This window comes from Halomonas mongoliensis, assembly GCF_052496345.1.
Genome location: NZ_CP199288.1, coordinates 2,098,436 through 2,115,616, shown reverse-complemented (window position 1 = coordinate 2,115,616; position 17,181 = coordinate 2,098,436). Strand labels below are relative to the sequence as shown.

The 17,181-nt window shown below is 65.3% G+C and carries 18 protein-coding genes and 1 tRNA gene; 2 read left to right on the top strand and 17 right to left on the bottom strand.

What is annotated here, in order from left to right; all coding sequences use genetic code 11:
- Positions 1-62 precede the first annotated feature (62 nt).
- The 16 genes from ACRYRV_RS10020 to rplU all read right to left on the bottom strand — a co-directional run bounded on the left by ACRYRV_RS10020 (position 63) and on the right by rplU (position 15,190).
- A complete protein-coding gene (locus ACRYRV_RS10020) occupies positions 63-1,184 on the bottom strand; it encodes a pilus assembly PilX family protein (protein WP_309636049.1) in 1,122 nt (373 codons plus the stop codon).
- Positions 1,185-1,220: 36 nt separating this feature from the next.
- Positions 1,221-1,775, bottom strand: a complete 555-nt coding sequence (locus tag ACRYRV_RS10015) for a PilW family protein (protein ID WP_309636050.1) — start codon at positions 1,773-1,775, stop codon at positions 1,221-1,223.
- The gene (pilV, locus tag ACRYRV_RS10010; RefSeq protein WP_309636051.1) at positions 1,772-2,218 is read right to left on the bottom strand and encodes a type IV pilus modification protein PilV; all 447 of its coding nucleotides are present in this window, start codon (positions 2,216-2,218) and stop codon (positions 1,772-1,774) included. Before pilV ends, ACRYRV_RS10015 begins: the two co-directional genes overlap by 4 nt.
- A complete protein-coding gene (locus ACRYRV_RS10005; RefSeq protein WP_309636052.1) occupies positions 2,218-2,697 on the bottom strand; it encodes a GspH/FimT family pseudopilin in 480 nt (159 codons plus the stop codon). Before ACRYRV_RS10005 ends, pilV begins: the two co-directional genes overlap by 1 nt.
- Positions 2,666-3,109 (bottom strand): type IV pilin protein, encoded by a 444-nt coding sequence (locus ACRYRV_RS10000; protein WP_444985256.1) that lies wholly within the window; start codon positions 3,107-3,109, stop codon positions 2,666-2,668. The genes ACRYRV_RS10005 and ACRYRV_RS10000 overlap by 32 nt, the downstream gene beginning before the upstream one ends.
- 298 nt (positions 3,110-3,407) lie before the next feature.
- Positions 3,408-4,361 (bottom strand): 4-hydroxy-3-methylbut-2-enyl diphosphate reductase, encoded by a 954-nt coding sequence (gene ispH, locus ACRYRV_RS09995; RefSeq protein WP_444985258.1) that lies wholly within the window; start codon positions 4,359-4,361, stop codon positions 3,408-3,410.
- Between the two features lie 236 nt (positions 4,362-4,597).
- Positions 4,598-5,059: an FKBP-type peptidyl-prolyl cis-trans isomerase gene (fkpB, locus tag ACRYRV_RS09990; protein WP_444985259.1), complete on the bottom strand. Its 462-nt coding sequence runs from the start codon at positions 5,057-5,059 to the stop codon at positions 4,598-4,600.
- Positions 5,060-5,144: 85 nt separating this feature from the next.
- Positions 5,145-5,690: a signal peptidase II gene (gene lspA, locus ACRYRV_RS09985; protein ID WP_444985261.1), complete on the bottom strand. Its 546-nt coding sequence runs from the start codon at positions 5,688-5,690 to the stop codon at positions 5,145-5,147.
- Positions 5,683-8,517, bottom strand: coding sequence for an isoleucine--tRNA ligase (gene ileS / locus ACRYRV_RS09980; protein ID WP_444985263.1), 2,835 nt, complete (start codon positions 8,515-8,517; stop codon positions 5,683-5,685). The genes lspA and ileS overlap by 8 nt, the downstream gene beginning before the upstream one ends.
- A 10-nt stretch (positions 8,518-8,527) precedes the next feature.
- A complete protein-coding gene (ribF, locus tag ACRYRV_RS09975) occupies positions 8,528-9,565 on the bottom strand; it encodes a bifunctional riboflavin kinase/FAD synthetase (RefSeq protein WP_444985264.1) in 1,038 nt (345 codons plus the stop codon).
- A gap of 434 nt (positions 9,566-9,999) precedes the next feature.
- Positions 10,000-11,523: a murein biosynthesis integral membrane protein MurJ gene (murJ, locus tag ACRYRV_RS09970; protein WP_444986306.1), complete on the bottom strand. Its 1,524-nt coding sequence runs from the start codon at positions 11,521-11,523 to the stop codon at positions 10,000-10,002.
- Between the two features lie 186 nt (positions 11,524-11,709).
- Complete coding sequence (gene rpsT / locus ACRYRV_RS09965) at positions 11,710-11,976, bottom strand: 30S ribosomal protein S20 (protein ID WP_253446254.1); 267 nt, start codon at positions 11,974-11,976, stop codon at positions 11,710-11,712.
- A gap of 187 nt (positions 11,977-12,163) precedes the next feature.
- A complete protein-coding gene (gene proB, locus ACRYRV_RS09960) occupies positions 12,164-13,303 on the bottom strand; it encodes a glutamate 5-kinase (RefSeq protein ID WP_299313748.1) in 1,140 nt (379 codons plus the stop codon).
- Between the two features lie 13 nt (positions 13,304-13,316).
- Positions 13,317-14,504 (bottom strand): Obg family GTPase CgtA, encoded by a 1,188-nt coding sequence (cgtA, locus tag ACRYRV_RS09955; RefSeq protein WP_309637547.1) that lies wholly within the window; start codon positions 14,502-14,504, stop codon positions 13,317-13,319.
- An 85-nt stretch (positions 14,505-14,589) separates the two neighbouring features.
- On the bottom strand, positions 14,590-14,847 hold the full coding sequence (rpmA, locus tag ACRYRV_RS09950) for a 50S ribosomal protein L27 (protein WP_110070533.1): 258 nt from the start codon (positions 14,845-14,847) through the stop codon (positions 14,590-14,592).
- 31 nt (positions 14,848-14,878) lie between these two features.
- Entirely contained in the window at positions 14,879-15,190 is a 312-nt protein-coding gene (gene rplU / locus ACRYRV_RS09945; RefSeq protein ID WP_253446261.1) for a 50S ribosomal protein L21, read from the bottom strand.
- A 283-nt stretch (positions 15,191-15,473) separates the two neighbouring features.
- Here rplU and ispB point away from each other — a divergent pair, with 283 nt between their 5' ends.
- Together ispB and ACRYRV_RS09935 are read left to right on the top strand one after the other, a co-directional pair.
- A complete protein-coding gene (gene ispB / locus ACRYRV_RS09940; protein WP_309637548.1) occupies positions 15,474-16,469 on the top strand; it encodes an octaprenyl diphosphate synthase in 996 nt (331 codons plus the stop codon).
- Between the two features lie 80 nt (positions 16,470-16,549).
- A tRNA-Pro gene (locus ACRYRV_RS09935) sits at positions 16,550-16,626 on the top strand.
- A gap of 95 nt (positions 16,627-16,721) precedes the next feature.
- Here ACRYRV_RS09935 and ACRYRV_RS09930 read toward each other — a convergent pair.
- Complete coding sequence (locus ACRYRV_RS09930) at positions 16,722-17,174, bottom strand: universal stress protein (RefSeq protein ID WP_253446266.1); 453 nt, start codon at positions 17,172-17,174, stop codon at positions 16,722-16,724.
- Between the last annotated feature and the right edge of the window lie 7 nt (positions 17,175-17,181).

The following is a 17,181-nucleotide window of genomic DNA, read 5'->3' as shown; positions in this document are numbered from 1 at the left end:
ATCAATAGAGCACAATACCCCCAACCCAAGATTTTAGCACCAAAAAATTAAAATATGCACCCTCAAAACCAGTCCTTAATCTCCCAACCAGAGTCACCCTCACTTGAACCTGATGCTCTGTTCACAAGATCAATAGCAGCTTGACTATACCTTACGGCCGTATTTCCTGAAATATCTACATCAGGAACCTCTAGGTCATCGCTATAAGCCCCCTCAAGCGTGACTATTGTACCATAGACTCTCGGAGTTCCGTTATATTCAATTCTCGCGCCCGGCTCAACTATAATAACCCCCTCATGATGGCCAGTCCCAGAAAGGTCAAAAGTAGCCCCTGCCCTTACAACAATAACGCCGACTGTATTCACATTTCCCGTACCCCTCGTCACCTTACCCTGGACAATCTCAACGAAGGCGGGGGAAGCTCTATCATTAAGGGAAGGCACAGTATCACCATTAAAAAACCTATCCGTGAAGCTAATCGCACTAACATAATCAAGCCAGTCGTCTTTAGTCATAGCGCCTTCAAGAGGCTCAGTACGACAGTCCTTATACGCGCCAATAACATCTGGATAATAACACTTATCTCTATCATTTTCCTCCACCCCCGAAGGCCCTGAATTACATGCACCACCATTACAACCAGGATTACTTGGGGTCAGGTGATCAATGCCAGTGAAATCAGCAGCTGCTCCTTTAATCCTGTAAGAGCAAAAAGGACCATAACACTGATGAGCAGCTTGCGGGCCTAAAAAATACCCACCCCTATTAACACGAACAACCAAAGGGGAGCTTTCCGAAACAACACCAGCGCCCACTACAGCCACAGCACCAATAGCAACAATATACTTTTCATCACCATCTTCAAAGTACCGATATAAACACTCAACATTTCCCTCGCAGCCCCCGTCCCCACCGACACCCACAAAATCCACCCAGCGCAAACTTTCCAAACCGGTGCTATTCAAGTCAGAAACGTCTTCCCAATCTGCATTTCTTACATTTTCCCATCCAGCAGCTGCTGCTGTTTCCGCACCCATCTGCGCATCAGCCTGAGCTCTATAATTCCCCGCCAGCCGCTCATCTATCTGCGAAGACTGTATGCTGGACAACCCCACCATCAGTGAAATGGTGAGCAGTGAAAGCACCACTATCAACGCCGCTCCGCTCTGATTCTTCATCACCATGCTCCAAGAAGCTCTTTGGCTTCATAGAAAACCTAGTCAGTTTGTTACCGCTGCAGTTCGGTTGACGGCATTGAAGACCAGTTCATCCTGAGTCCCATCCAGACCAGTTGCCATCAGTTGAAGAGTGATCAACCACACCCCGCCATCAACCTCCTCAGCTTTAAATCCAACAGATTCCCCGCCGGCGTCTAGGGCCGCCACGACTTGGGCGAAGTTGCTGATGGTTTCACCTGAACACGCCAACCCTACCTCTAGGGCCCACCCCTCTCTTGCGCTAACTGGCAAGCCACTCACTCGATATTCTTTATCAACGAGATCGTTCGGAGTGCACCCTGAATCAATATCGCCACGATTAGGCACTGTAAGCCTCAAGCTATTACCCAACTTCTCTACAGCTGAAGCACGACGAACATCCCTGAGCAGGGTCTCAACGGCAAAATTTACTGCCGCCTGCTTTTCGCTGAGCGCTTCCACCTGGCGATTGGTCTGAAAAACGGTCAAAAATAGCTGCCCGGCACCAAGAATAATGATCAAGCCGATCACCATGGCCACCATCAGCTCAACTAGGGAAAAGCCAGCGTTACGCCTCATGGGGCAGTCTCCGGCAGCCTGACAGTATACGAAAAAGACCCTCCACCGCCTTCAAGCCTTTCCTCATCCCAGTTGACAGTTATCGAGAACTCACAGCCACCCTCATGTTGTATTGTGCTGTTTGTGAAACCTGGCAAAATGACCTTTTTTCCCCCGCCAGTATCCGTCCAGTGAGCATGCCAGGCAGTTTCGATACTGGAAACCTCACTACTTGGACAAGGAGGAAGACCGGGAGCCGCTGCAACCGCGGCCCACAGCCTCTCCTGTGCATCTTGTGCCGCCAATGAGGCAATAGAACGCTGATAAGCCGCATGGGCGCCCTGAAGCGCCTTTAGCTGCATCGCGGCCACGCCCAGCATGCCGATGGAGAGCACTAGCAGTGCAACAAGGGCTTCTAACAAGGTGAATCCACGCTGTCGCAAGTCAAATACATTCATCATCATTACCCTCTCGTGACTCGCCCCATCGGGGTAATGGTGATATCTCTGTCAGCTCCGCCAGACATCTTTGACTCCAAGGTCACACTACAGCCATCCACACAGGTTCCTACCGGCCTACCTAGCGGACTAAAAGTAACATCGAAACCTTCGTCAAGCTCAGTTCTTTCATCACGGCCACGCCTGACACGCAGGGCAGGTCCGCCCACGACCTTCACCTCGTACTGCCAAGGCTCACCCGGACTCGACACAACTTCAAACACAACTTCTGTTCGGCGCTTGATAGCTTCACTTCTGGCAAAATTCAGCCCTGAAAGCACCTCATTATAATCGGCAGCAACGCGATTGACGGCCATCATTCTTTGGAAACCCGGCACTGCGACGGTAGCCAAGATCACAGCCACCACCAAAGTTATCAAGAGTTCAATAAGCGTAAACCCTTTATTTTTCATATCAGTCCCAGCAGGCAGATGGATTACGCTCACCAAGATGATTCAATGTCATGACACCATTATTTTCAGTGCAGCCATCTCTACTGCTTACGGAGCTTGAAACAAGGTACCCTTGACCACCTGGCGGATCTGGAAAAGAGACCGTAATAGTGTATTCCCCATCTGGCGAGAGTATATTTGAGCCGACTAAAGAGCACTCTGAATCGTTATACCTATTAAACTGTGTATAACAACGCTCCATGATTCCAGCTGCTTCCATAAGCCCCGCATGAGCATCTGCTCGAAGCGCGCGCTCCACATACCTCTGATAACTCGGATACGCGATCGACGCCAGAATGCCAATAATAGCTACCGCAATCATCAGTTCGATGAGCGTGAAGCCGGCGCTGCGCCGGATGCTGCCTGCGGGGCCCTGGGGCCTGCCTCGGGTGCTCGGTTGGGTCACGCCGCGCCTCTCCTGCGTTCGTTACGTTCGGTTTCAGTATGTATCAGGAACAGGATTTTCGATAGGGTGCCGAGCCAAAAATGCCCGGGTGGTAAGCGATGGCTTACAGTGTAGCCCTGTGGGCTGGGGCGTACAGGCTAGGCAGGAAGAAAGTAGCAGGCGCCTGCGGCGCCTTGCCGCTACGCGGCATTCGCCCGGTGGAGCCGGCCTCCACAGGAGGGAGCCAGCAGATGGCGGCGACTGAAGTGCTTGCCAGTCATAGCCGGCCTCCCGCGGGAGGCCGGGGGCAGAAGCGGGACTACTCGCTGACGATGACCCGCTCGCGCAGTTCGCGGGGCATGGAGAAGGTGATGGTCTCGGCGCGGCCGTCGAGCTCCTCGGGGGCCTTGGCGCCCAGCGCCTGCAGCCGCTCGATCACGCCCTGCACCAGCACCTCCGGGGCGCTGGCGCCGGCGGTGACGCCTACGGCCTTGATCCCCTCCAGCCAGGCGGGATCGATCTGGTCGGCGCTGTCGATCAGGTGGGCCGGGGTGCCGATGCGCTCGGAGAGCTCGCGCAGACGGTTGGAGTTGGAGCTGTTGGGGCTGCCCACCACCAGCACCAGGTCGCTGCCCGCGGCCAGCTCGCGCACGGCATCCTGGCGGTTCTGGGTGGCGTAGCAGATGTCATCCTTGCGCGGCCCCTCGATCTCCGGGAACTTGGCGCGCAGGGCGTCGATCACCTTGGCGGTGTCGTCCATGGAGAGCGTCGTCTGGGTGACGAAGGCGAGCCGGCTCGGGTCCTTCACCTCGAGGGTGGCTACGTCCCCTTCATCTTCCACCAGGTAGATGGCACCGCCATGGGAGGTGTCGTAGCGCCCCATGGTGCCCTCCACCTCGGGGTGCCCCTCGTGGCCGATCAGCACGCACTCCTGGCCGCGGCGGGCGTAGCGCAGCACCTCCAGGTGGACCTTGGTGACCAGCGGGCAGGTGGCGTCGAACACCTTGAGGCCGCGGCGCTCGGCCTCCTCCTGCACGGCGCGAGAGACGCCGTGGGCGGAGAAGATCACGATGACGTCGTCGGGCACCTCGTGGAGCTCCTCGACGAAGACGGCACCGCGGTCGCGCAGGGTGTCCACCACGAAGCGGTTGTGGACCACTTCATGGCGCACATAGATGGGCGGCCCGAAGACGTCCAGCGCCCGGTTGACGATCTCGATGGCGCGGTCGACGCCGGCGCAGAAGCCGCGGGGGTTGGCCAGTTTGATCTGCATGAGTCTCTGCCTTGATGCGTCAGGGGCATCTGCTGGTTGATTCGTTGGGGGCTGACCGTCGGGGCCGATCGCCGATAAATCGGGCTCCTACAGGGGCCTTTGGCGATGCCGCAGCGGCCGATCGCCGATAAATCGGGCTCCTACGGGGGCCCTTGGCGATACCTCAGCGGCTGATCGCCGATAAATCGGGCTCCTACAGGGCCGGGTGGCACCGCCGGGGCGCCCGCAGCTCCGCCTTAGTGGGTCGTGGCGGGCTTAACGTCTATGACTTCCACCTCGAAGGTCAGGGTACGCCCTGCCAGCGGGTGGTTGAAGTCCACGTCGATCATGTCGCCGTCGATGGCGCTGATCACCCCGGGCAGCTCGCCGCCGGAGGGGTCGGCGAAGGACATCACCGTGCCCACCTCCAGCTCCTCGTCGCCGAAGTCGTCGCGCTTGAGGCGCTGGATGTTCTGGGGGTTGTGCTGGCCGAAGGCGTGCTCCGGGGTGATCTGGAAGCTTGCGCTCTCGCCGGCGGCCATCCCCTTCATGGGGTGCTCGAAGCCGGGCGGCAGGTTGCCGTCGCCCACCTGGAAGGTGGCGGCGGCCTTGTCCCGGGTGGAGTCCACCACGGTGCCGTCTTCCAGCTTGAGGGTGAAGTGCAGGGTCACTTCCATGCCCTCGTCGATGCGGTACTGCTGGCTGTTCTGGTCGGTCATGCCATTCTCGGAGTCGGGTGGATGGTCTATCGCCCGATAAATCGGGCTCCTACAGGGCCGGGTGGCACCGTCATGCGTTGGTGGCTCAGCTGCGCTGGCGGGCGCGGCGCTTCTCGCCGAACACCGACTCCCAGATCAGGCCGATGGCCCCGAGGGTGATGCCGATGTCCGCGATATTGAAGGCCGGGTAGTACCAGCCGGCGACGTGGAAGGAGAGGAAGTCCACCACGTAGCCGTGCACCAGGCGGTCGTAGAGGTTGCCCAGGGCGCCGCCGATGATGCCTGCCAGAGACGCCGCCAGCAGCGTCTCGTCGCGTTTCAGCCGGGTCAGCCAGATGGTCAGGCCGACGCTGGCCCCCACCGCGATGGCAGCGAAGAACCAGCGCTGCCAGCCGGGGTGGTCGGCCAGGAAGCTGAAGGCGGCGCCGGTGTTGTGCAGCAGCGTCAGGTTGAAGAAGGGCAGCACCTCCACCGGCCGGGCGTACTCCAGCCAGGCGCTGGCGGCGTACTTGGTGGCCAGGTCCAGCACGATGATCGCCGCGGCCAGCCACAGCCAGCGCAGCGGGCGCTGCATGGGCGGCACCTCCGGGTGGCTGGAAGGGCCGCCGCCGGTCGGCTTGGCGTCAGGCATAGAGGCGCGTCTCGCCGGGGCCCTCGGGCAGGTTGCTCACGCAGCGCCCGCAGAGGTCGTCGTGGCCTTCGTGCTGGCCCACGTCCTCGCGGTGGTGCCAGCAGCGCTCGCACTTTTTATGGGCGCTTGCAGCCACCGCCACCTTCAGGCCGGCAAGCTCGGTGGCCTCGGCCTGCTCGCCATCGGAGAGCGGTGCCAGAGTCACCTCGCTGGTCAGCATCACGAAGCGCAGCTCGTCGCCCAGCTTGGCCAGGGTGGCGTGCAGGGCGTCGTCCACGTAGAGGGTGACCTCGGCGGCCAGGCTGCCCTTGATGGTCTTGGCGTTACGGGCGTCCTCCAGGCACTTGTTCACCGCCTGCTTCACCTCGAGCACCTGCTCCCAGAAGTCGCGGCCCATGGCGGCATCTTCAGGCAGGGTGGCGAGGCCCTGGTAGTACTCCTCGAGCAGCACGCTGTCGCCGCGCTCGCCGGGGATATTCTCGAAGATCTCCTCGGCGGTGAAGCTGAGGATCGGGGCGACCCAGCGGGAGAGCGCCTCCACCACCTGGTAGAGGGCGGTCTGGGCGCTGCGCCGCGCCAGGGAGTCGGTCTGGGTGGTGTACTGGCGATCCTTGATCACGTCCAGGTAGAAGCCGCCCAGCTCCCGGGCGCAGAAGCCGTGGACCTGCTGGTAGACGTCCAGGAAGCGGTACTCCTCGTAGGCGGTCTCGATGCGCGCCTGCAGCTGGGCGGCGCGGTCCACCACCCACTGGTCCAGGGCCAGCATCTCGCCGAAGGCCACGGCGTCGCGGCTGGGCTCGAAGCCGTTGAGGTTGGCCAGCAGGAAGCGTGCGGTGTTGCGGATGCGGCGGTAGACGTCGGCGGTGCGCTTGAGGATCTCGTCGGAGACCGCCATCTCGTTGCCGTAGTCGGTGGAGGCGACCCAGAGGCGCAGGATGTCGGCGCCGAGCTTGTCCATCACCTCCTGGGGGGCCACCACGTTGCCCATGGACTTGGACATCTTGCGGCCCTGGGCGTCCACGGTGAAGCCGTGGGTGAGCAGCCCGCGGTAGGGCGGATGGCCGTCGATGGCGCAGCCGGTGAGCAGCGAGGAGTGGAACCAGCCGCGGTGCTGGTCGGAGCCCTCCAGGTAGAGGTCGGCGCGGGGGCCGGCCTCGTGGCCGTGGGGGTGCGAGCCGCGCAGCACGTGGCGGTGGGTGGTGCCGGAGTCGAACCAGACGTCCAGGGTGTCGGTGACCTTGTCGTAGTCGGCGGCCTCCTCGCCGAGCAGCTCCGCCGGGTCGAGGCGGAACCAGGCGTCGATGCCCTCCTTCTCCACCCGCTTGGCGGCCTCCTCCATCAGCTCGACGGTGCGCGGGTGCAGCTCGCCGGTGGCCTTGTGCAGGAAGAAGGGGATCGGCACGCCCCAGTTGCGCTGGCGGGAGATGCACCAGTCCGGGCGGTTGGCGATCATGCTGTGCAGGCGCGCCTGGCCCCAGGCGGGCGTGAAGCGGGTGGCCTCGATGCCTTCCAGGGCGCGCTCGCGCAGGGTCTTGCCATCTTTGCCCTTCACGTCCATGCCCACGAACCACTGGGCGGTGGCGCGATAGATCACCGGGGTCTTGTGGCGCCAGCAGTGCATATAGCTGTGGGTGATGCGCTTGTGGGCCAGCAGCGCCCCGACCTCGGCCAGCTTCTCGACGATCTGCGGGTTGGCCTTCCAGATCAGCTGGCCGCCGAAGAAGGGCAGGTCGTCGACGTAGACGCCGTTGCCCTGCACCGGATTGAGCATGTCATCGAAGCTCATGCCGTAGGCGCGGCAGGTATTGAAGTCGTCCACGCCGTAGGAGGGGGCCGAGTGGACGATGCCGGTGCTGCCCACCTCGCTCTCCACGTAGTCGGCCAGGTAGACCGGGGAGAGGCGATCGTAGAAGGGGTGGCGGAAATTGACGTGCTCCAGGGCCTCGCCCCGGGCGGTGGCGATCACTTCGCCCTGCAGCGCGAAGCGCTCGAGGCAGGACTCGACCAGTTCCTCGGCCAGCAGCAGCAGCCGCTCGCCGGTATCCACCAGGGCGTAGGTGAATTCGGGGTGGACGTTGAGCGCCTGGTTGGCGGGTACCGTCCAGGGGGTGGTGGTCCAGATGACGATGGCGGCGGGCTTGGGCAGCGCCTCCAGGCCGAAGGCGGCGGCCAGGCGGTCGGCGTCCTCCACCGGGAAGGCCACGTCAATGGCGTCGGACTGCTTGTCGGCGTACTCCACCTCGGCCTCGGCGAGGGCCGAGCCGCAGTCGAAGCACCAGTTGACGGGCTTCAGGCCCTTGAAGACGTAGCCCGCCTCGACCATCTCGGCCAGCGCCCGAATCTCGCCGGCCTCGTTGGCGTAGTCCATGGAGCGGTAGGGGTTCTCCCAGTCGCCCATCACCCCCAGGCGCACGAAGTCGCTCATCTGCCCCTGGATCTGCTCGCCGGCGTACTCGCGGCAGAGCTCACGGGCCCGCTCGGCCTCCAGGTGCTTGCCGTGGGTGACCTCCACCTTGTGCTCGATGGGCAGGCCGTGGCAGTCCCAGCCGGGCACATAGGGGGCATCGAAGCCGGCCAGGTTCTTCGACTTGACGATGATGTCCTTGAGGATCTTGTTGACGGCGTGACCGATGTGGATGCTGCCGTTGGCGTAGGGAGGGCCGTCGTGGAGCACGAACAGCGGCCGGCCCTGGCGCTCCTCGCGCAGGCGGTGGTAGAGGTTCTTCTCCTGCCACTCGGCCAGGCGCTCCGGCTCACGCTTGGGCAGCATGCCGCGCATGGGGAAATCGGTTTCTGGCAGGTTCAGAGTGTGCTTGTAGTCGCTCATATCCTGGGGGTCAGCCGTCGTCGTGGTCGGCGGGGGTCCCCGCCGAGGAATCGGAAGTCACGGCCTCGCGCGCCAGCGGCGCCGATGCCAGAGGAAGAGAATCGTCGTTATTGAAGGTGGGGCGCTGTAAAAAATAGGCGCGGGCGCGGCGCTGGTCGGCCCCGATCTGCTGCTTCAGGGCGTCGAAGTGCTCGAACTTCACCTCGCCGCGCAGCTTGGCGCAGGGGAAGACCGTCAGGCGCTGGCCGTAGAGGTCGCCGTCGAAGTCGAAGAGGTGCACCTCCAGCACCGGCCGGTTGCTGCCCAGCGTGGGGCGCCAGCCGATATTGGCCACGCCCGTCCGTCGTCCGCCGTCGGGCAGCTCGCAGACCGCCGCATAGACGCCGTGCAGGGCCAGGGAGCGCACCGGCTGAGGCAGGTTGGCGGTGGGCACGCCGATGGTGCGGCCGAGCTTCTGGTCGGACACGACCCGACCGCCCAGGCGGTAGGGGCGGCCCAGCAGGCGAGCCGCCGCCTCGAAGTTGCCGCTGGCCAGCAGGGTGCGAATCCGCGTGCTGGAGACGCGGTCGTCGTCGACGGTGAAGGTACGGGTGTGCTCGACGCTGAAGCCGCGCCGTTCGCCCACTTCGGCCAGCAGGTGGAAGTCACCGCGGCGGTCGCAGCCGAAGCGGAAGTCGTCGCCCACCACTAGGTGGCGCACGCCGAGGCCGGCGATCAGCACCTTCTCGATGAAGGCCTCGGCGGTGAGGCCGCGCAGGGCGTCGTTGAAGGGCAGGCAGAGCACCCGCTCCACCCCCGCCTCGCCCAGCAGGCGCACCTTCTCGCTGAGGCGGGTCAGCCGCGGCGGCGCCTGGTCGCCGGCGAAGAACTCCCGGGGCTGAGGCTCGAACACCACCACGGTGACCGGCAGCTGGAGCGTGGCGGCCTGCTCGCGGCACTGATCGAGAATCGCCTGGTGGCCGCGGTGGACCCCATCGAAGTTGCCGATGGTGGCCACGCAGCCGCGATGCTCGTCGCGCAGGTTGTGCAGTCCTCGGATCACTTGCATGGCTTGCGAGCCCCGCTGCCAGGAAGATAGACGTAAAGTCGGCGATTATACCGGACAGCGAGCCCCTTGACAGCCGGGGCGGGCTTGTCCTGGCAATCCAGCGCGATTCGTTGCAGGGCACCCTGTGGGAGCTCGGGTTCCCCGAGCGAATGGAGACCGAAGGGCTCCTAGCGGCATGCGCCAACGCTAGCAACACCGCCGGGGCGCCTGCGGCGCCATTCGCCCGGCAAAGCCGGCCTCCCACAAGGTCCGGTCAGCCGCCAGGGACCCATGCCTGCCGCCTATCGCCGATAAATCGGGCTCCTACCGGTACGCCTTGCAACCCGCTCCTTGTAGGAGCGCAGATTCTGCCGGTTCGACGCTTCGACGATGGCGCCGCCAGGCCCCCGGTCAACACCGCTATCGCCGATAAATCGGGCTCCTGCACATTCGGGTCAGCTCTTCATCCTGAAATGCCGGAGGCGCACGCCGGTGGCGGCGAGCCAGGCGAAGTAGACGCCGGCGCCGGCCACCACCAGGGCGGCCAGCCAGGCCACTCGCGTCCAGACGCTCCAGCCCAGCCAGGCCTGCCAGTCGGGCGCGATCAGCCACAGGCCCACGCCCATCACCGCACAGCCGCCCAACAGCTGCACCGCGTAGCGCCCCCAGCCGGGCTGGAACACCAGCACCCGCTCCTTGTGGAGCAGCCAGCCCAGCAGGCCGGCGTTCAGGAAGGCCGAGAGCGCCGTGGCGAGCGCCAGGCCGGCGTGGGCCAGGGGCCAGATCAGGATCAGGTTGAAGACCATGTTGGCGACCATGGCGATGATGCCGACCTTTACCGGCGTCTTGGTGTTCTGGCGGGCGAAGAAGCCCGGCGCCAGCACCTTGATCAGCATGAAGGCCACTAATCCAAACGCATAGGCCCTGAGGCTCATGGCCGCCATGGCGATGTCATGCTCGGTCATGGCGCCGTAGTGGAACAGCGAGATCAACAGCGGCTCGGCCAGTATCGCGAGGGCCAGGGCCGCCGGCAGCCCCAGCAGCAGCACGGCGCGGATCGCCCAGTCGAGCATCTCGCTGAAGTGCTGGCCGGACTGCTCAGCGTGGCGTTTGGAGAGCGCCGGCAGGATCACGGTGCCGATGGCGATGCCGAAGACCCCCAGGGGCAGCTCCACCAGGCGGTCGGAGTAGTAGAGCCAGGAGACGCTGCCCGGCGCCAGCAGGGAGGCGAGGATGGTGTCGAGCAGCAGGTTGATCTGGGAGACCGAGACGCCGAACAGCGCCGGTGCCATCAGCACCATGATCTGCTTCACTCCGGGGTGCACGAAGCTCGGCCAGGGCCTGGGCATCAGCCCCAGGCGCACCAGGAAGGGCACCTGGAAGGCGAGCTGGGCCACGCCGGCGATCAGCACCCCCCAGGCCAGGGCCATGGCCGGCTCGGTCATCAGCGGGGTGAGCAGCAAGGCGGCGCCGATCAGCGAGAGGTTGAGCAGCACCGGTGTGAAGGCCGGGATGGCGAAGCGGTTCCAGGTGTTGAGCACGCTGCCGGCGAAGGCCGTCAGCGAGATCAGCAGCAGGTAGGGGAAGGTGAGCCGCAGCATGTCGGCGGTGAGCGCCAGCTTGGCGGGGTCGCGGCCGAAGCCGGGGGCGAAGACCCACACCAGCCAGGGGGCGGCCACCATGAACAGGGCAGTGAGCAGCGCCAGCACCACGGTGAGGCTGCCCGAGACGGCGTCGAGCAGCTCGCGCACCTCGCGCTTGCTGCCCCGGGTGGCGTACTCCGAGAGCACCGGCACGAAGGCCTGGTTGAAGGCCCCCTCGGCGAACAGCCGGCGCATGAAGTTGGGGATCTTGAAGGCGACGAAGAAGGCGTCGGCGCCGCTGCCGGCGCCGAACAGGGTGGCCACCACCACGTCGCGCACCAGGCCCATCACCCGGGAGAGCATGGTCATCACGCTGACCACCAGGCCCGAGCGCATCAGCCCGCCGGCCTTGGGGGCCACCACCTTGTCCTGCTCGTCCACCGGCGCGGGTGGCGACTGTTCGCGATCCGTCACGTCTGGGTCCTCACCTGTCTGACAGCCACAAAAAAACCGGCCGCAGCCGGTCTTTCTGCTGGAGGCCCGCCCGAGCGGGGCGAGTCACTCCGTAGGCGTCCGGTCTGCTCAGGCAGCCAGGGCCTTGATGCGCGCGTTCAGGCGGCTCTTCAGGCGGGCAGCCTTCTTCTTGGAGAGCACGTCCTTGTCGGCGATGCGGTCGATGACGCGCTGGGCCTGCTTGAACTCGGCCATGGCGGTGGCGTGGTCGCCGCCGCCGATCGCCTTGATGACGCGCTTGATGTAGGTGCGCACCATGGAGCGCTGACCGGCCTTCAGTACACGACGGCCTTCGGCCTGACGGGCGCGCTTGCGAGCTTGCTTGCTGTTTGCCACTGCTATTGTCTCCTTGGAGATTTTTCGCCGCCCGTGTGGTGACGGCTTCTATAACGTATTGATCCGGCAGGAAGGCGTGAGCCTTTCCGCCGGCCTGGGCCATCTGGCCGACCGCTTGACATCAGCGGTCGTTCACGGGCCGTGTCTGAGAGGATGGCGTATCCTATCATAGCCCTTGCCAAGCTTGCTATAGCACCACCAGGTTGTCCCGATGGATCAGCTCGGGGGCCTCCATGAAGCCGAGGATCGCCTCGATCTGATGGCTCGGCTTGCCGAGGATGCGCGCGGCATCATCGGCGCCGTAGTTGACCAGCCCCTTGGCGACGCGCTGCCCGGCCTCGTCCACGCACTGCACCATGTCGCCGCGGCGGAACTGCCCCGCCACCGCCCTGACCCCCACCGCCAGCAGGCTGGAGCCGCTCTCGCGCAGCACCTTGACCGCCCCGGCATCCAGAGTGAGGGTGCCGCGCACCTGGAGCTGCCCGGCCAGCCAGCGCTTGCGCGCGGCGATGGGGGCCTGGTCCGGGCGCAGCAGGGTGCCCAGGCGCTCGCCGGCCATCAGCCGGGTCAGCACCTCGGGCTGGCGGCCGCTGGCGATGGCGGTGTAGGCGCCGGAGCGCGCCGCCAGGTGCGCGGCGCGGATCTTGGTGGCCATGCCGCCACGGCCCAGCGCCCCGCCGCCGCCGGCCACCGCCGCCAGCGCCGGGTCGTCGGCGCGCCCCTCGCTGATCAGCCGGGCCTCGGGGTTGCCGCGCGGGTCGGCGTCGAAGAGCCCTTCCTGGTCGGTGAGGATCACCAGGGCATCGGCCTCCAGCAGGTTGGCCACCAGGGCCCCCAGGGTGTCGTTGTCGCCGAAGCGGATCTCGTCGGTGACCACGGTGTCGTTCTCGTTGATCACCGGCACCACCCGCAGGTCGACCAGGGTGCGCAGCGCCGAGCGGGCGTTGAGGTAGCGCTTGCGGTTGGAGAGGTCGTCATGGGTCAGCAGCACCTGGGCGGTAAGCAGGCCGTGGCGGGCGAAGTGACCCTCGTAGCACTCGGTGAGGCCGTTCTGCCCTACCGCGGCGGCGGCCTGCAGCTCGTGCACCGCCGAGGGGCGCGCCTGCCAGCCGAGACGCACCATGCCGGCGGCCACGGCGCCGGAGGAGACCAGCACCACCTCCACGCCGCGGCGATGCAGGGCGGCGATCTGGTCGACCCAGCCGCCGATGGCGGCCTCGTCGAGGCCGCGGCCGTCGTTGGTCAACAGCGCGCTGCCGATCTTCACCACCACCCGGCGGGCGCCCGTCAGCGCCTCGCGGCCCGCCACCTGCTCGTTGCTTTCCATCGGCTCTCGACCCTCAGGGCGCGTATTCGACCTCAACGTCGTAGTCGTCGTCATCGAAGTCATCATCATCGTCATCGGCACGCTTGCGCCGGCGGCCCAGGCGCGCCTCGGTGCGGGCCACCGCTTCGTCCTCCATGCGGGCTCGCATCTCGCGGGCGCGCTCGGCGGCCTCCTCGTCCTCGTTCTCCAGCTGACGCTGCTCGGTGAGCCAGCGGTGGGCAGCCTGGACCAGGGCATCGGTGCCGTCGGCGGAGATCGCCGAGATGCGGAACACCGGCCCCTCCCAGCCCAGGCGGCGCACGATCTCCTCGGCCTTCGCCTCGCGCTCCTCGGCGGGAAGCAGATCGAGCTTGTTGAGCACCAGCCAGCGCGGCAGCTCGGCCAGGGCCGGGGAGAACTCGCCCAGCTCGTGGATGATCGCCTCGGCAGCCTCCACGGGGTCGGACTCGTCGAAGGGCGCCACGTCCACCACGTGGAAGAGCAGCCGGGTACGGGTCAGGTGCTTGAGGAAGCGCAGCCCCAGGCCGGCGCCCTCGGAGGCGCCCTCGATCAGCCCCGGCACGTCGGCCATCACGAAGTGCTCGTGCATGCCGAGCTTCACCACGCCGAGGTTGGGCACCAGGGTGGTGAAGGGGTAGTTGGCCACCTTGGGCTTGGCGGCGGAGACGGCGCGGATCAGCGTCGACTTGCCGGCATTGGGCATGCCCAGCAGGCCCACGTCGGCCATCACCTTCATCTCCAGGCGCAGGTTGCGCCGCTCCCCTTCCGTACCCGGCGTGGTCCGCCGCGGCGCGCGATTGGTGGAGGACTTGAAGTGGATGTTGCCGAGCCCCCGGCGACCGGCCTGGGCCACCAGCACCACCTGCCCGATCTCGGTGACATCGGCGATCACCTCCAGGGTGTCCTCGTCGATCACCGTGGTGCCCACCGGCACCTTGATGTGCAGGTCTTCCCCGGCCTTGCCGCTCATCTGGCGACCCATGCCGGGCTGGCCGTTCTGGGCCTTGTAGAAGCGCTGATACTTGAAGTCGATCAGGGTATTGAGGGCGTCATCACCGATCAGGTAGACGCTGCCACCGTGGCCGCCATCGCCGCCGTCGGGGCCGCCCTTGGGCACGTACTTCTCACGGCGGAAGCTGAGGCAGCCATTGCCCCCCTTGCCGGCCTCCACGATGATCGAGGCTTCGTCGACGAACTGCATCTGTCACTCTCCTGACGGTATCTACCGTCATGATACAAGAAGGCCCCGCCATGGCGGGGCCTTCCTGCGGCAAGGGTCAGGCGTCTCAGGCAGAGACGACGCTGACGAACTTGCGGTTCTTCGGACCCTTGGTCTCGAACTTGATCACACCGTCGTTCAGGGCGAACAGGGTGTGGTCGCGGCCGAGGCCAACGCCGACGCCGGCGTGGAACTTGGTGCCGCGCTGGCGCACGATGATGTTGCCGGCGGTGACGGCCTGGCCACCGAACAGCTTGACGCCAAGGCGCTTGGATTCTGAATCGCGGCCGTTACGCGTGGAGCCGGCTGCCTTCTTATGTGCCATGGAAAAATCCTCCGTTCAGGGGATGGACCGCTTAGGCGGAGATCCCGGTGATCTTGACTTCGGTGAACCACTGACGGTGGCCCTGACGCTTCATGCTGTGCTTGCGACGACGGAACTTGATGATGGTGACCTTGTCGCCACGGCCGTGGGAGACGATCTCGGCAGAGACCTTGGCACCCTCGACCAGCGGAGCGCCGACCTTGACGTCGTCGTCGCTGCCGACCAGAAGCACTTCGTCGAAGTCGATGGACTCGCCGGTCGGGACTTCGATCTTCTCGAGCTTCAGGGTCTGGCCTTCCTGAACGCGGTACTGCTTGCCACCGCTCTTGATTACTGCGTACATGGTTTCTCTCCAGGACTCATCGGGGGTTGGCTCTTGATCGACCTGCTTCGAGTGGCGCCCCTTTCGGCACCATCTGACAGGGAGCGGGATGAGTGGGCCGCGCATTATAACCGCGGGCAGAGGGCGACACAACCCGATCGACGATTGCCCCGACGCCCGCCCGACAGCCGCGAGCGGGCTGCCTTGACGCCCAAGAGGGGGCCCCATAGCATGGCCGGCAACCCGATGGCCAGAGGGGGCCGCCAAGCCCCGGCCCCACCATTTCCCTGTCGAAATCGCCCACATGCCTGCCAACGCCACTACCGAAACCGCCGCCCCCTCGCCGATCCACGCCGTGGTCGCCGACGACTTCGCGGCGGTCAACCGCACCATCATGAGCCAGCTCGGCTCGCGGATCCCGCTGGTGGAGACCATCGGCCAGTACATCATCCAGAGCGGCGGCAAGCGCCTGCGCCCGCTGCTGGTGCTGCTGGCGGCCCGCTCCCTGGGCTATGAGGGCGAGCGCCATATCACCCTGGCCACCCTGATCGAGTTCATGCACACCTCCACCCTGCTCCACGACGACGTGGTGGACGAGTCGCACATGCGCCGGGGCAAGGCCACCGCCAACGACGCCTGGGGCAACGCCCCCTCGGTGCTGGTGGGCGACTTCCTCTACTCGCGCTCCTTCCAGATGATGGTGGAGGTGGGCTCCATGCGCATCATGGAGGTGCTCTCCTCGGCCACCTGCGTGATCGCCGAGGGCGAGGTGCAGCAGCTCACCAACGTGGGTAACCCGGACATCGACGAGGCGGCCTACTTCGAGACCATCCAGGGCAAGACCGCCATGCTCTTCGAGGCGGCCAGCCACAGCGGCGCCATCCTCGCCGAGGCGACTCCGGAGCAGGAGGCCGCCCTGCAGTATTACGGCCGCTACCTGGGCCTCGCCTTCCAGCTGATCGACGACCTGCTCGACTACCAGGGCGACGCCGAGGCCATGGGCAAGAACGTCGGCGACGACCTGGCCGAGGGCAAGCCGACCCTGCCGCTCATCCAGGCCATGGCCCGGGGCACCCCGGAGCAGGCCGCCCTGATCCGCCGCGCGATCCGCAATGGCGGCCTCGACCAGCTCGACGAGGTGCTCGAGATCGTCAACGCCACCGGCGCCCTGGCGTACACCCGCACCCGGGCCGAGGAGATGGCCGACCTGGCGCTGGCAGAGCTCGAGAAGCTGCCCGCCTCGCCCTATCGCGACCGCATGGCGGACCTGGCCCGTCTGGCAGTGGAGCGCCAGTCGTAAGCCACGCCCGCCACTCGGGGCTTGCAAAGCCCGCGCCGGCGGGTATAATGCGACCCCGTTGAGGCATCAGCCCAACGCGTCGGAGCGTAGCTCAGCTTGGTAGAGCGCTGCCTTCGGGAGGCAGAGGTCGTAGGTTCGAATCCTGTCGCTCCGACCACGAATTCAAGGCCTTGCGGTTATCCGCAAGGCCTTTTTCGTATGCCCGGCAGGCCCGAAGGGCGCCGCCTTCCGACGGCTGCGCCCGCCGGCGCCTCAGGTCACCGTGATCACGCTGCAGCCGGCGGTATGGCTGACCCGGTGGGAGACGCTGCCCACCACCATGCCCTTGAGATCGCTCATGCCGCGGCTGCCCATGACGATGGCGTCGGCCTTGAGCTCCTCGGCGGCCTCGATGATGCGCTCGCCGGCCTTGCCCTGGCGCACCAGCGCCTTGACCTCGAGGCCGGCCAGATCCACCGCGGCCTTGGCCTTGTCGATCACCTTCTCACCGGCCTTGCGCACCCCCTCGGCCAGCTTCTCGCGCTCGGCCTCGGACATGGGCTCGGTGCTGCCGCCCACCAGGATGCCGATATTGTCGGGAGTCGCCTCGGCGACGTTGAGCAGATGGAGAGTGCCGCCGCCGCTGCGCGCCAGCTCGGCCGCCACCGCCAGCGCCTTTTCCGCATGAACGGAGCCGTCGACGGGAACCAGTAGGGTCTTGTACATGGCGTGA

Bases quoted from the DNA above. Each gene is read 5' to 3' on its own strand.
- ACRYRV_RS10020 (WP_309636049.1), bottom strand. From the start codon at position 1,184: ATGGTGATGAAGAATCAGAGCGGAGCGGCGTTGATAGTGGTGCTTTCA.
- ACRYRV_RS10015 (WP_309636050.1), bottom strand. From the start codon at position 1,775: ATGAGGCGTAACGCTGGCTTTTCCCTAGTTGAGCTGATGGTGGCCATG.
- pilV (WP_309636051.1), bottom strand. From the start codon at position 2,218: ATGATGATGAATGTATTTGACTTGCGACAGCGTGGATTCACCTTGTTA.
- ispH (WP_444985258.1), bottom strand. From the start codon at position 4,361: ATGCAGATCAAACTGGCCAACCCCCGCGGCTTCTGCGCCGGCGTCGAC.
- fkpB (WP_444985259.1), bottom strand. From the start codon at position 5,059: ATGACCGACCAGAACAGCCAGCAGTACCGCATCGACGAGGGCATGGAA.
- lspA (WP_444985261.1), bottom strand. From the start codon at position 5,690: ATGCCTGACGCCAAGCCGACCGGCGGCGGCCCTTCCAGCCACCCGGAG.
- ileS (WP_444985263.1), bottom strand. From the start codon at position 8,517: ATGAGCGACTACAAGCACACTCTGAACCTGCCAGAAACCGATTTCCCC.
- ribF (WP_444985264.1), bottom strand. From the start codon at position 9,565: ATGCAAGTGATCCGAGGACTGCACAACCTGCGCGACGAGCATCGCGGC.
- murJ (WP_444986306.1), bottom strand. From the start codon at position 11,523: ATGCGCTCGGGCCTGGTGGTCAGCGTGATGACCATGCTCTCCCGGGTG.
- proB (WP_299313748.1), bottom strand. From the start codon at position 13,303: ATGGAAAGCAACGAGCAGGTGGCGGGCCGCGAGGCGCTGACGGGCGCC.
- cgtA (WP_309637547.1), bottom strand. From the start codon at position 14,504: ATGCAGTTCGTCGACGAAGCCTCGATCATCGTGGAGGCCGGCAAGGGG.
- rpmA (WP_110070533.1), bottom strand. From the start codon at position 14,847: ATGGCACATAAGAAGGCAGCCGGCTCCACGCGTAACGGCCGCGATTCA.
- rplU (WP_253446261.1), bottom strand. From the start codon at position 15,190: ATGTACGCAGTAATCAAGAGCGGTGGCAAGCAGTACCGCGTTCAGGAA.
- ispB (WP_309637548.1), top strand. From the start codon at position 15,474: ATGCCTGCCAACGCCACTACCGAAACCGCCGCCCCCTCGCCGATCCAC.
- ACRYRV_RS09930 (WP_253446266.1), bottom strand. From the start codon at position 17,174: ATGTACAAGACCCTACTGGTTCCCGTCGACGGCTCCGTTCATGCGGAA.